General features: G+C 67.6%; 12 protein-coding genes. 1 reads left to right on the top strand and 11 read right to left on the bottom strand.

The features are described from left to right. Positions 1-118: 118 nt before the first annotated feature. Positions 119-817 (top strand): hypothetical protein, encoded by a 699-nt coding sequence (locus ABZ195_RS19525; protein ID WP_355220638.1) that lies wholly within the window; start codon positions 119-121, stop codon positions 815-817. A gap of 62 nt (positions 818-879) precedes the next feature. Here ABZ195_RS19525 and ABZ195_RS19520 read toward each other — a convergent pair whose 3' ends face one another. The 11 genes from ABZ195_RS19520 to ABZ195_RS19470 form a co-directional block, all read right to left on the bottom strand. Continuing rightward, positions 880-1,554, bottom strand: coding sequence for a response regulator (locus ABZ195_RS19520; protein WP_355220686.1), 675 nt, complete (start codon positions 1,552-1,554; stop codon positions 880-882). Positions 1,555-1,625: 71 nt separating this feature from the next. After that, positions 1,626-2,549 carry a potassium-transporting ATPase subunit C gene (locus ABZ195_RS19515; RefSeq protein ID WP_355220636.1) on the bottom strand — a complete coding sequence of 308 codons (924 nt, stop codon included), beginning with the start codon at positions 2,547-2,549 and terminating at the stop codon, positions 1,626-1,628. Between the two features lie 2 nt (positions 2,550-2,551). After that, positions 2,552-4,705: a potassium-transporting ATPase subunit KdpB gene (gene kdpB, locus ABZ195_RS19510; protein WP_355220634.1), complete on the bottom strand. Its 2,154-nt coding sequence runs from the start codon at positions 4,703-4,705 to the stop codon at positions 2,552-2,554. Between the two features lies 1 nt (position 4,706). Continuing rightward, positions 4,707-6,377, bottom strand: a complete 1,671-nt coding sequence (kdpA, locus tag ABZ195_RS19505) for a potassium-transporting ATPase subunit KdpA (RefSeq protein WP_355220632.1) — start codon at positions 6,375-6,377, stop codon at positions 4,707-4,709. Then, positions 6,377-6,466 carry a K(+)-transporting ATPase subunit F gene (kdpF, locus tag ABZ195_RS19500; protein ID WP_263996853.1) on the bottom strand — a complete coding sequence of 30 codons (90 nt, stop codon included), beginning with the start codon at positions 6,464-6,466 and terminating at the stop codon, positions 6,377-6,379. The genes kdpA and kdpF overlap by 1 nt, the downstream gene beginning before the upstream one ends. Continuing rightward, the gene (locus ABZ195_RS19495) at positions 6,463-6,585 is read right to left on the bottom strand and encodes a hypothetical protein (RefSeq protein WP_355220630.1); all 123 of its coding nucleotides are present in this window, start codon (positions 6,583-6,585) and stop codon (positions 6,463-6,465) included. The genes kdpF and ABZ195_RS19495 overlap by 4 nt, the downstream gene beginning before the upstream one ends. Before the next feature lie 146 nt (positions 6,586-6,731). Beyond that, the gene (locus tag ABZ195_RS19490; protein ID WP_355220628.1) at positions 6,732-7,454 is read right to left on the bottom strand and encodes a hypothetical protein; all 723 of its coding nucleotides are present in this window, start codon (positions 7,452-7,454) and stop codon (positions 6,732-6,734) included. Between the two features lie 129 nt (positions 7,455-7,583). Then, on the bottom strand, positions 7,584-9,461 hold the full coding sequence (locus ABZ195_RS19485; protein ID WP_355220685.1) for a KUP/HAK/KT family potassium transporter: 1,878 nt from the start codon (positions 9,459-9,461) through the stop codon (positions 7,584-7,586). Positions 9,462-9,923: 462 nt separating this feature from the next. Continuing rightward, complete coding sequence (locus ABZ195_RS19480; protein WP_355220627.1) at positions 9,924-10,382, bottom strand: cupin domain-containing protein; 459 nt, start codon at positions 10,380-10,382, stop codon at positions 9,924-9,926. 180 nt (positions 10,383-10,562) lie between these two features. Beyond that, positions 10,563-11,333 carry an SDR family NAD(P)-dependent oxidoreductase gene (locus tag ABZ195_RS19475; protein ID WP_355220625.1) on the bottom strand — a complete coding sequence of 257 codons (771 nt, stop codon included), beginning with the start codon at positions 11,331-11,333 and terminating at the stop codon, positions 10,563-10,565. A 198-nt stretch (positions 11,334-11,531) separates the two neighbouring features. Further along, positions 11,532-13,670, bottom strand: a complete 2,139-nt coding sequence (locus ABZ195_RS19470; RefSeq protein WP_355220623.1) for a DNA gyrase subunit A — start codon at positions 13,668-13,670, stop codon at positions 11,532-11,534. Position 13,671: the final 1 nt, after the last annotated feature.

Raw genomic sequence — 13,671 nt, 5'->3', positions numbered from 1 at the left:
ACCAGGGGCCAGACGGCCCCGGACATGGGGTCAAGGATGCGCAAGTATTCGACGACCGCTCGTCAGAACCGCGTATGGAGACGGTCCGGTGGCCCCCGGCCGGCGTAGACCTGAACACATGACGCTTGCTCTGGACACCGATGACTTCGTTCCCGCACTGCACCAGTCGATTCGGCTGATGCGAGACGTCCTCTCCGGCGCGGGGTGCGGCGTGCCTGCGGCCACGTTGCGGGATCGCTCGCTGGCCGCCTGGGTCCGTGAACACGGCGTCACCGTGACCGTTCGCGGCGACGAGGAGCTCGATCTCGTCCAGTACAACGGGGTACGACCCACGCAGGTCGTCTTCCGGTGCGGTGCCCAGACCGACTCGATTCGTCGTGCGGTGAACCTCGGTGTCTTCCGCTTCATCGTCTCCACCGAGCGCCACATCGGTCGTCTGAGCGAGTGTGCGCAACGGACCAAGTACGTCTACCTCGACGACGACACCCCACTCGTGCTCGGCAATCGCAGGCTGAAGGTCATCGGCTTGCACGGTGACGTCGACGATTCCGGTGGGCCGGTGGAATGGGCCACCGAAGCCGAGCGGTTGCTCTGCCGCTCCGCGCTGCTGAAGACGTGCGGCTCGCCGATTCATCGCATCATGCTCAGCGGTGGGTCCAGCGACATCTGGGTCAAGGGGCGCGGGACGCAGCTGTCGTCGATCGTCTCCGCCGTGGACGAGGCCCTCACCGAGGGATGCGCGCGGTGGCAGCTCGCCCGCCCGGCCGTCACCCTGACCCCTGCTGCGTCGGCGGCCGGCCGCACGACCATGGACTGAGGTCGGCGGCGAGGACTCCCTACTGCGAATGGCCGACGGCGAACCCGTCGGCCATTCGTTCGTCACGGTTGGAAGCGGTAACCCATGCCCGGCTCGGTGATCAGATGCTTGGGCTGTGACGGTTCGTCCTCGAGCTTTCGCCGCAACTGTGCGAGATAGACTCGCAGATAATGCGATTGGTTGGCGTGGTTGGGCCCCCACACCTCCCTGAGAAGGTCTTCCTGGCCCACCAGCTTGCCCGGGTTGCGGACCAGCATCTCGAGCATTTCCCACTCGGTGGGGGTCAGATGCACGTTGGCGCCGGCCCGGGTGACGCTCTTGTTCGCCAGGTCGACACTGAACGTCGGCGTGTGCACGACGGGTTGCGCGGCCCCCGCCGCCGCTGTCGCGCCACGCCGTACCGCGGCGCGCAGACGTGCGAGGAACTCGTCCATGCTGAACGGCTTCGTGACGTAGTCGTCGGCCCCGGCGTCCAGCGCCTCGACCTTCTGGCCCGGGTCCGTGCGCGCCGAGAGCACCACCACCGGTGCCGTCATCCAGCCGCGGAGACCCGCCAGGACGTCGACGCCGGACATGTCGGGCAGACCGAGGTCGAGGATCACGACGTCGGGGCGCTGATCGGCGGCGGCGTGCAGCGCCTCCGCGCCGGTGGCGGCGGTGAACACCTCGTACCCACGCACCGACAAGTTGATGCGCAGCGCGCGCAGGATTTGCGGGTCGTCGTCGACCACGAGCACCTTGGCCTTGACCGGGCTCGTCGTCGCGCGGTCGGCGGCCGGCGTCACGAGTCGTCCGTCATGGGCCCGGGTCAGCCCTTCGCCGGGTACTTCTGGTCCAGCGCCAGATTTAGCTCCAAGACGTTGACCCGTGGCTCGCCCATGAAACCCAGGACGCGCCCATCGGTGTTGGCGGCCAGGACTTCTTGAACCTGGTCGGTGTCGACGCCGCGAGCCTTGGCCACCCGGTCGACCTGGATGTCGGCGTAGGCGGGGGAGATCTGCGGGTCCAGCCCACTGCCACTGGCGGTCACCGCGTCGGCCGGCACGGCCGGGTCACCCGCTGCCGCGCCGTGAACGGGGACGATTTGGCCGACGGTGTAATCCTCGCCGTAGGTCGCGCACTCGACCTTCACGCCCTCGTAGGTGTTCAGGAAGGGTGTCTTGGTGGTGGTGCAGGGCTCGTTGACGCTGACCACCCGGGTGGGGTTGACCACGTTGCCCTGGGCGTCACGCGGACCGATGACCGACAACACCGCGCCGACGCCACCACCGGTGCAGAACGGGCGAGAGCCGTTGCGGCCCTCCAGCGTTCCGACCGCGACGCTACGGGAGCACACCTGCGTCAGCAGGCTGGGCTTGTACCCGGCCTCGGCGGGATCCCCGCCGGGCTTGAGCTGCGCGGGGTCTGCCGCGGTGTCGACGATGCTCTCCGGACCGAGATTGCTGGCGCTGGTGGACAGCGGATCGTAACCGTCCCCGGCAGCGGACGGCCGGCTCTGGAAGTACTTCGGGATGGGGTTGCCGTCGGCGTCGGTGAAGAGCTGGCCGATCAGCGAACTGCCGACCGGCTTGCCCGCGACCTCGACGATGGACCCGTTGGCCTGAGAGTCGAGGCCGGGCAGCTCGGCCACCGCCCACACGACGAGGGGGTAGGCCACACCGGTGATGACGGTGAGCACCAGCAGGGCGCGGACTGCGGCCCAATGTTGGCGGATGAGGTTCTGCACGTTCATGTTTAGGACATCCCTGGGAGGAATTGGATCAACAGGTCGATGAGTTTGATGCCGACGAACGGGGCGACGATGCCGCCGACGCCGTAGATGAGTAGGTTGCGGCTGAGCAGTTTCGAGGCGCTGCTGGGGGTGTATCGAACACCTCGCAGCGACAACGGGATCAGCGCGATGATGACGATCGCGTTGAAGATGACCGCTGACAGGATCGCCGACTGCGGGCTGTGCAGCCGCATGACGTTGAGCAGGTCCAGACCCGGGAACAACGACACGAACAGCGCCGGGATGATCGCGAAGTACTTCGCGATGTCGTTGGCGATGGAGAACGTGGTCAACGCCCCGCGGGTGATCAGCAGTTGCTTGCCGATCTCGACGATCTCGATGAGCTTGGTCGGGTCGGAGTCGAGGTCGACCATGTTGCCGGCCTCCTTGGCTGCCGACGTACCGGTGTTCATCGCGACGCCGACGTCGGCCTGGGCCAGGGCGGGCGCGTCGTTGGTGCCGTCGCCGGTCATCGCGACGAGCTTGCCGCCCTCCTGCTCGCGTTTGATCAGTGCCAGCTTGTCCTCGGGGGTGGCCTCGGCGAGGAAGTCGTCGACGCCGGCCTCGTCGGCAATGGCCCTGGCGGTCAGGGGGTTGTCACCGGTGATCATCACCGTGCGAATGCCCATGCGGCGCATCTCCTCGAACCGTTCCCGCATGCCCTGCTTGACGACGTCCTTGAGCGCGATGACGCCGAGCACCGACGCGGACCCGTTGCGCACCTCACCGACGGCCAGCGGAGTGCCTCCGCCAGAGGAGATCCCGTCGACGACGTCGGTCAACGCCGTGGGGACGGTTCCGCCCTGGCTGCGGATCCACTCCGCCACCGAAGCGGTTGCGCCCTTGCGCAACTGGTGGCCGTCCTCGAGATTCACCCCGGACATGCGGGTGGCGGCGGTGAACTCGACCCACTCGGCACCGGAGAGCTCACCGGGGGTGCGGGCCCGAAGTCCGAACTCCTGCTTGGCGAACACGACGATGGAGCGTCCCTCGGGGGTCTCGTCGGCCAAGCTGGACAGTTGGGCGGCGTCGGCGAGCCGATCGGGGGTGACCCCGGGCAGCGGCACGAACTCGGCGGCCTGCCGGTTGCCGAGGGTGATGGTGCCGGTCTTGTCGAGCAGCAGCACGTTGACGTCCCCGGCGGCTTCGACGGCGCGTCCGGACATCGCGAGCACGTTGCGCTGCACGAGACGGTCCATCCCCGCGATCCCAATGGCCGACAGCAGGGCGCCGATGGTCGTGGGGATGAGGCAGACCAGCAATGCCACCATGACGATGCCGGTGACGCCGTTGGCGTCCAGCGCCAGCGAATCCGCCACCCCGGGATTGTTGGACTTGGAGAAGATCGCCATGGGCTGCAGGGTCGCCACGGCGAAGACGAAGATCAGCGTCAGCGCCGCGAGCAGGATGTTCAGCGCGATCTCGTTGGGCGTCTTCTGGCGGTTGGCCCCTTCGACGAGGGCGATCATCCGGTCGATGAAGCTCTCGCCCGGCTTCTGGGTGATCTTGACGACGATGCGGTCCGACAGCACCGTGGTGCCGCCGGTGACCGCGGACCGGTCGCCGCCGGACTCGCGGATCACGGGGGCGGATTCGCCGGTGATGGCCGACTCGTCGACCGAGGCGATGCCCTCGACGACGTCACCGTCGCCGGGGATGACCTGACCGGCTTCCACGACGACCAGGTCGCCTTGCTGTAGCAGTGGGGCGGCGACCTCTTCCTCGGTGCCTGCCGTTCCCGGGGACCATCCGTTCAGGCGACGGGCGACCATGTCGGTCTTGGCCTTGCGCAGGGTGTCTGCCTGGGCCTTGCCGCGCCCTTCTGCGACGGCTTCGGCGAGATTGGCGAAGACGACGGTGAGCCACAGCCAGATGACGGTGAGCCAGCCAAACCAGGACGGTTCGACGACGGCCAGCACCGTGCTCCACACGGCGCCGATCTCGACGATGAACATCACCGGGTTGCGCCACAGGGTGCGCGGATCCAGCTTCTTCACGGCGTCGGGCATCGAGCGCCAGAGCATCTTGGGGTCGAGCAACCCGCCCTTGACCCCGGCCTTCGCCGGAGCGGGAACGGAGTAGTGGGTCGGAGTGGAATCGATGGTGGGGGTGGACATGTCAGTGGATTCCTTCAGCGAGGGGGCCGAGCGCCAAGACGGGGAGGAACGTCAGGGCCACGAGGATGACGGTGACGCCGACGACCATGCCGACGAACTGCGGCCGGTGCGTGGGCAGAGTCCCGACGGACTCCGGGGTGCTGCCCTGTCTGGCCAACGAGCCGGCCAGCGCGAGCACCAGGATGATCGGCAGGAAGCGGCCGAACACCATCGCCAACCCCAGTGCGGTGTTGTACCAGGTGGTGTTGACGCTGATGCCGGCGAAGGCAGAACCGTTGTTGTTGGCCGCGGAAGTGAAGGCGTACAACACCTCCGACAGGCCGTGGGGGCCGGTGTTGAGCATCGAGGCGCGCTGATCGGGCAGCGCCATCGCGACGGCGGTGCCGGTCAGCACGATCAGCGGGGTCACCAGGAAGTAGGCGGCGGCGAGCTTGATCTCCCGCGGGGTGATCTTCTTGCCGAGGTATTCGGGTGTACGCCCGACCATCAATCCGGCGACGAACACCGTGATGATCGCCAGGATCAGCATGCCGTAGAGGCCCGAACCCGTACCGCCGGGTGCGATTTCGCCGAGCTGCATGTTGAACAGCGTCATCATGCCGCCGAGGCTCGTATAGGAGTCGTGGAAGGAGTCGACCGCGCCGGTCGACGTCAGCGTCGTGGCGCTGGCGAAGACTGCCGAGTCGGGCACGCCGAAGCGTGTCTCCACGCCCTCCATCGCCGAGCCCACCGCCGTCGGGACGGTGCCGTGGGCCTGAACCTGGAAGAACATCATCAGCGAAACACTGAGTGTGGCGATGACTCCCATGACCGCGACGATGGCGTACCCCTGCTTACGGCTCTCGACCATCCGCCCGAACGTGCGCGGCAACGAGAACGAGATGACCAGCAGCAGGAAGATCTCCACCCAGTTCGTCCACGCGGTGGGGTTCTCGAAGGGGTGGGCGGAGTTGGCGTTGTAGAAGCCGCCGCCGTTGGTGCCGAGTTCCTTGATGGCCTCTTGGCTGGCGACGGGACCACCGGTGATGGTCTGCTGCGTCCCGTTCAGGGTCGTGACGATCTGGTCGTGCAGGTGGAAGTTCTGGATGGCGCCGCCGGCGACGAGGATGACGGCCGCGACGAGCGCGATCGGCAGCAGGATGCGGATCGTCCCGCGCACCAGGTCGACCCAGAAGTTGCCCACGTCGCTGGTGCGTCTGCGGGCGAAGCCGCGTACCAGGGCGACGGCTACGGACATGCCGACCGCGGCGGAGACGAAGTTCTGCACCGACAGGCCGGCCATCTGGACGAGGTGGCCCTGGGTGCTCTCACCGGAGTAGGCCTGCCAGTTGGTGTTGGTGACGAAGCTGACGGCGGTGTTCCACGCCAGCGCCGGGGTCATCGGAGTGGCCGGGTCGGCGAGGTGCAGCGGCAGCTTGCCCTGGACGAGTTGCAACGTGAACAGCGCCAGGATGCCAACGGCTGAGAACGCGAGCACGCTGCGGGCGTAAGCGCCCCAACTCTGCTCGGCCTTCGGGTCGGCGCCGATGACCCGATAGACGAACCGCTCGACGCGAGAGTCCTCGTCCGAGTCGTAGACGCGGTACATGTAGTCGCCGAGCGGCACGTGCACCGCGGCCAGCGCCAGAATCAAGAGGGCGAGGAACAGCAGCCCCGCGGTCGTCGAGCTCACTAGAACCTCTCCGGAAAGAGCAGGGCGGCAACCATGAACACCGCGAGACCTGCGGCCAGCACCAGGCCGATCGCGTTCTGGATGCTCACAGTCCCTCGACCAACTTCTGCACCAGGCCGAGCAGCGCGAAGATCGCCACCGTCAGCCCGACGTACAGCAACACCGACATTTCATCTCCGTTCAGAGGGCGAGGTGGGCGGTCGCCCACCTCGTGGTGGCCGCGGCGAGCACGCGGCGGTCACAGAATCGAAAGTTAGACCCCGAAATCGACCCGACCGGGGGCCTTTACGGTTCCTTTACGTCGCCGGAGCTGACCTTGACGGATTTCGAGCATCGCCCGGGGAGATCGGCCGGTCAGGCGGCGAAGCGCCCGTGCGTTCGGTCCGTAGTCGGTGGGGAGAGGACGACGGTGGGCCGGGGAAAGCGGTGTCGGGCGCACGACTCGTCCACGGCGTCTTCGATCGCGGCGGCGGCAAGAGCCATGAGACGTGGGGTGGCGCCGCGCAGGTCTACGTCGGCGAGGGTGACCCTGGTCAACAGGAGTCCGCGTCGGCGCCTGACGTCGCCCATCTTCGCGATCACGAGCGACGTCGCCGGGCCGAGGCCCGGGATGTCGTCGACTCTCATATGCATGCCGACGGGTTGGAGGCGCCCACTGGACAGCACTGCGGCTTCGGGCCCCGTGCCGTCCTCGGTGACGCCGAGGGTAACCGGGATGCGCCGCCGTGCCACCGTCGCGAGGTTGGCAGCCTGCAGCACCGAGCCGATCACGCAGTGGCCGATTCCGACCTCGACGTCGCGCCGCAGCAACGCATCGTCGGAGTCGCTGCCGTGCAGGACGATACGTGCGGGAGCGACGCCGACGGACAACGCGGTGTCGAGGTCCGCGGCGCTCTCGACGTCCACGCACACGCCGCGGGCGCCGATCCATGCGGCGAGGGACGGATCGGCCAGCTGGGACGCGGGACACGTCATCGCGCCGAAGTCGAACGCCGACCGAAACGCGGTGAGCCAGGTCTTCGCAACGTCGGCGGGTGGCTGCTCGGGGTGGTGCCGATCCAACACGAGGGTGTGCATCGCGAGTTCCCTTCGTCGGTACGCCGAGACGGCGACCCGACTCCATCCTGGGACCGACGACGACGAAAGTCGTCAATCCAGACGGGATCCTGACGCCGATTCGACGAACCTTGACGATCCGTTGACTCGTCACACCTCGATGCGTGACCCGACCACGACGGTCCGGTCCAGGGGAAGGTTGAAGTGGCCCGCCGCGTCAGCTGCGATGTGAGAGGTGGTCAGGAACAACCGCTTTCGCCACGCCGCCATCTCGTGCCCGGGCCCGGGGCTCAGGTCGACCTTGGACACGAAGAACGACGCTTGCTCCAAGTCGACGGGGCCCTCGGTCCGCGCCGGATCGATGAACCTGAGAGCGGCCGGCACGTCGGGCCGCTCCATGTAGCCATACCGCAGGCTCGCGTGGAGCACACCGTCGCCGGTCGGGCCGAGATCGTCGATGACGACACGATCGGAGTCGGCGATCCGGGGAACGGGTTCGACGTCGACGGACACGATCACCACGCGCTCGTGAAGCACGTTGGTGTGTTCGACGAGCGAGAGCATCGACAGGGGCGCAGTGTCCTTGCCGCGGTTGAGGAATACTGCCGTACCCGGGATTCGCACCAGGGGTGGGTCTCGATGTGCGAGACCGACCACCGAGTCGTGAAGCGGACCCTCGAGGTGCTCGCGGGCATCGGTGACGATGGCGCGACCGCGCTGCCAGGTGGTCATCACGGTGAAGGCGATGACGCCGATCAGCAGCGGCAGCCACGCACCGTGCACGAGCTTGGTCATGTTCGCGGCAAGGAACAACCCGTCGATCAGCAGCAGCACGCCGCCGCCGACCAGGACGACGGGCAGTGGGGTGCGCCAGCGCGTGCGGGCAAGGTAGAGGAACAGCACGGTGGTGATGGTGATCGTGCCGGTGACGGCCATGCCGAAGGCATACGCCAGCGCCGCCGACGTCTGGAAGGTCAAGACCAAGGCCACCACCGCGACCATCAGCACGCCGTTGACCCATGGCACGTAGACCTGACCGATGACCGACGGGGAGGTGTGTTCGATGCGCAGACGTGGCAGGTATCCCAGTTGCGCGGCTTGGGAGGCCACCGAGAAGGCGCCGGTGACGACTGCTTGAGACGCGATCACCGTTGCGGCAGTGGCCAGTAGGACCATCGGGATGCGAGCCCAGTCGGGAATCAGCAGGAAGAACGGTGACTGCACGGCGTCGGGATCGGCGAGCAGCAGAGCGCCCTGGCCCAGATAGCTCAGCGTGCAGGCGGGCAGCACCAGCAGCAGCCAGCCGCGGGTTATCACCTTGCGGCCGAAGTGGCCCATATCGGCGTAGAGGGCCTCGGCGCCGGTCACCGCGAGCACGATCGCCGCCAACGCGAAGAAGGCGATGTCGAAGTGCCCGAACAGGAATGACACCGCATATGTCGGAGACAGTGCACGCAAGATGGCGGGGTTGCCCGCGATGCCCACGACACCGCACGCGCCGATGGCGACGAACCAGGCGACCATCACGGGTCCGAAGAATCTGCCCACCGCCGCCGTGCCGTGCCGCTGAACCGCGAAGAGCGCCACGATGATCACGGTGGTCGCGGGAACGATCCACGATTCCAGGCCCGGAGCGATGACCTTGACGCCTTCGACCGCCGAGAGCACCGAGATCGCCGGGGTGATCATGCTGTCGCCGAAGAACAAGGCCGCCCCGAAGATGCCCAACGCCGCCAGGGCCCTTGCCGTGCGGCGTCCGCGCTGGGTGGCCCATCGACGCAGGAGGGTGATGAGCGCCATGATGCCGCCTTCGCCGTGGTTGTCAGCCCGCATCACCAGCGCCACGTAGGTCAGGGTGACGATCGCCATCACAGACCAGAAGATCAACGAGACCACGCCGTAGACGTTCTGGTCGGACAATGGCACGGGGTGTGGGTCGGCGGGGTTGAACACCGTTTGCAGGGTGTAGATCGGGCTGGTCCCGATGTCGCCGAACACCACGCCCAGCGCGCCGACGACGATGACCATCCGGGCCGAGTTGCCGACGCTGCGGGGGCGGACCCGTGGCGACGAATCCGGTGCCATGGCGGTGTTCGCGGTCATCGTCGTCCGGACGTCGACCGTGCAGCGGGGGAGCTCATGGAGTCATTGCAGCCGACGGCGCGCGCCGCGGCCATCGTCTTTACGGTTCCCTAGCGCGCCGTCTGCGTCACAGTGGCATCCGCGGCGTCAACGAACCGTCAGGAACGTCTGGGCCACGGCAGCAACCGCGTCGGGCGTTCACGGTGGTCGGGGCGGGTTTTGCGGTTGCGTCGAGTTGATCGGCGCGCGTAGAGATTTCGTGGGAGCCGTGGCGCTCCGCCTGGTCGCGCCGGTAGGCATGAGCCATGAGCGAGCTGTTTCAACTGCTGGTCATGCTGGCCGTCCCGGCGGCCTTCTTCCTGCTGTGCCGGTACTTCAACCTCCGTGGGCAGCGACCGCATTCGAGGCTCAGAGTGCGTACAGCGCCGGAAGATTGACCACGATGGCCTCCTGACTGCTGCGCGCGATGACCATCTCCGCCGGCGTGGCCGGATCGGGATTCTCCTCGCGGTGCGGCAGATGCGGGGGCACGAAGACGTAGTCGCCGGGCTCGGTCCGGATGCGCACGTCCTCGGCGCCGTCAGAGAAGACGAACTCGGGGTGTCCGGCGCGGATGAAGATCACCGTCTCGGAGTCGCCGTGGTGGTGATTGGCCGACACGGTCCCCGGTTCGGCGATGGTCTCACCCATCCAGAGCTTCTCGGTGCCGACGGTCGCTCCGCTGAGGGCGGCGAACCGTCGCATGCCCTCGGACTGGGCGGTGCTGGCGTCGAGATCGGAGGATTTGACGTGTCGCACGCGATTGCGGGGCGGGGGGTGCTCGTGGTCGTCGGGAAAGTCGGGGTGAAATCCGTCGGCGCCGGTCATGTACCTCACGGTAGACCCGCGAGCAGTCCCAGGGAGGCCAACGCTTCCTCGGCGACCCTCTCCGCGTCGTAGGAGTCGACGGCGACGCCGTCGAAGATGGCGCCGATCCGCTCGGCTTGGGCGCCCGGCGGATCCGGCTCGGTTGGCGGGGCGTGGTGCGCCGTGTCGAGGCTTCCGCTTCTAGTGGGCCTGTCCGGTACTGGCAGACGTGCCGCCGTCGACGGGTAGCCACGCCCCGGTGATGTAGGCGGCGTCGGGGCTGGCGAGGAACAGCACCGCCGGAGCGATGTCCGCAGGGCGCGCCGGACGGCCGAGCGCGATGCGGTTGACCGCCGCAGCCAGGGCGGTCTCGTCGTCTTCGATGTCCTTGGTGATGTCGGTGATGGTCAGCGCGGGGGCGACGGCGTTGAGGCGTACGCCGCGTGGCCCGTAGTCCAGTGCCAGCGATTGGACGAAGTTCATGATGGCGGCTTTGGTTGCGTTGTAGGCAGATTGGCCCCAGTCGCCGCGCAGGCCGGAGACCGATCCGACGACCACCACGTTGCCGCCGGTCTTCTCGAGTTCGCCCAGTGCATGACGGACGACGTGGACGAAGCCGTCGATGTTGGTCGACCGGATGGCTTGCCAGCGGTCGAGGGTGAGTTCGTCGAAGGGCCCACTGGTGTAATCCGCCGCGTTGTTGACCAATACGTCGAGTGCTCCGAAGCGGTCGACGACGGCCCGAACCATCGACCGCGCCGAATCGTCGTCGGTGACGTCGGCCTCCACCGCGAGCGTTCGCGCCTCGGGCTGTCCACGGAGAACGTCGTCGAGGACGTGGCGTCGGCGTCCGCTGATGGCGACGTTTGCGCCGTTGAGCAGGAACGCCTCGGCGATGGCCCGCCCGATCCCGGTCCCTCCGCCCGTGACCAGGACGGTCTTGCCCTCGAACGGATAGTGGTTGGCTGTCATGACGCACCCTTCGAACGACGACTGACCCGTTCTACGAAGGCTAGCCCGGTGGCATCCGACGCACGCTGACCTCCGGGAAGGTCGGCACCTCGAACCGGGTGTGCACTCTCGGTGTGCTGGGGGCCAGCTCGAGTTAATCGAGCCGCTTGAGACTAGGCGCGCCGGCGCTCGCCCGCGGCTGACCGCAGCGCCCTTCCATCAGCCCGCGGGCGTCACGTCCGCGCCGGACCCCTTGACCGACGCCTTGGCGCGCTTCTCGGCCCGGACTGCTCTGGTGCCGCGCACGAAACCGGTCGCCGACACCGTCGCGGCCATCAGTGCGGACTCGCCGCCGACGAACGGATGGAAGCCGACGCCGGCGCCGCCGCGGCCCTTGACCGGGATGTCGGCGACTTCGGTTACCTTCCAAGCCCTTTCGGAAATCGACAGAATGGCCTCGCCGTTCTCACACGTCAGCGGCAAGGCGGCGATGACTTCGTCGCCGTCGGCCGCCAGCTTGACGCCGGCCACACCGTTGCCGGCCGCGCCCTGCGGATTCACCGCGGCGGGGTCTATGCGCAGCACTTTTCCGCGGCGCGTCACCAAGGCCAAGTGGTGGCCGTCGGACAGCACGCCGGATCGCACCAGCCCGGTGATGTCCGGAGCCACGGGGATGTCGCGAATCTTGTAGGGCAGCCCGCCGCCGGTGGTGAACTTCACCCGACCGTCGGTCCAGACCGCCCAACCCAGGCCCGAGGTCAGCAGCTCGCCGTGGCTGTCGGAGAAGACGCCCCGGTCGTCGAGTCGCCACGCGGCGTTGGTCTTTCGTTCGCGGGAGCCCTCCTCGTCCGAACTGGACGTCACCGGTACCGCCTCGAAGTCCAGCACCGTTCGCCGGTCGAACTCGGGGCCCTTGAACAGCTTGGCGGTCTCGACGAGCTCCTTGTCGATCACCACTCGGCGCGCATCGGGGTTGTCCACCAATTCTGTCAGCTCGGCGAACTCGGCATCCAGCTTCTCCGCCTCGGCCTGTAGCTCGATCACGTCGAGCTTCGTCAGGCGCCGAAGTTGCAGCGCCAGAACGTAATCGGCTTGGACGGCATCGATGCCGAATCGCTCCTGCAGACCGGTGCGGGCTTCGTCGACGGTGTCGGACCCGCGGATCACGGCCACCGCGGCGTCGATGTCCAGGTGGATGGTCATCAGGCCGGTCACCAGGTGGCGCCGATCGGTGACCTTGTCCAGTCGGTACTCGCTGCGCCGCAACACCACTGAATCGCGCAGGTGCAGGAAGGCGCCGATCAGCTCGCGCACCGTCCACCAGCGTGGCACCCGGTCCTCGTCGAGCGCGACCAGGCTGGCCGCGAACGTCGACTCCAGCGGTGTGAGGGCAAGCAGCTGGTCGCGGATCGTCTCGGCACTGTGGCCACGTTTGGCGGTGACCACGATGCGCAGCCCGTTGCGGCGGTCGGTCAGGTCGGACATGTCGGCGACCCCCGACATTTCCCCCGATTCGACCAGCGCCCGGATCCGTTCCTGCACGGTGTTGCTCGCGACGCCGGGTGGCAGCTCGGTGACGACGACGTTCTTCCCGTCGACCGACACCGTGCCGCGTACCGTGAGCTGTCCGCGCCCGGTGGTGATGTACTCCCGCAACCCGGCCGTGCCCACCACGGTGGCACCGCAGCCCCAGTCGGGGCCGGGGATGAGTTTCATCAACCTGTCGTCGGTCATGTTCGGGGTCTTCAACAACGCCCGGCACGCAGCCATGATCTCGCGGGGATTGTGCGCAGGCACCTTGGTGGCCCAGCCCTCGGCGATGCCGACGGCACCGTTGCACAGCAGCACCGGCCACTGAGCGGGCAGCACCGTCGGCTCGATCCATTCCCCGTCGAACGTCGGGACCATCGGCACCGCGTGGTCGTTCAGTTCGGCGGTCAGTGCCGCCCCGGGTGCCGACAGCCGCATCTCGGTGTACCGATCGGCGGCGGGGATGTCGCCCTGGATGCGGGGGAACGCGCCCTGCCCGTCGATGACCTTCACACGCTGGAACTCGGCGGCCATCAGCGCCGCCGCCCCGTACATCGACGCCCCACCGTGCGGGTGCAGGTTGCCGGTGACGGCCGAACAGACCTTGGAGGACTTCTGTGGCTTGTTCCCCGGCAGCAGCCGGGAGTCGTGCATCTGGTAGAGCAGTCGGCGCTGGCCGGGCTTGAGCCCGTCGAACGCGGACGGGATGGCGCGGTCGCTGACGCTGTAGAGCGCGAAGGTCAGCTGGTAGTGGTTCCAGTAGTCGTCGGCGCTCTGGTCGAGCACCAGGTCCGGATTCTGCTCGGGAACGTCCAGGGTGGCGGTCACG

This window comes from Mycobacterium sp. NPDC006124 (assembly GCF_040614235.1).
Lineage (GTDB): Bacteria > Actinomycetota > Actinomycetes > Mycobacteriales > Mycobacteriaceae > Mycobacterium.
Note: the sequence above shows the minus strand (reverse complement) of the source record. Positions and strands in the feature narration are given on the sequence as shown.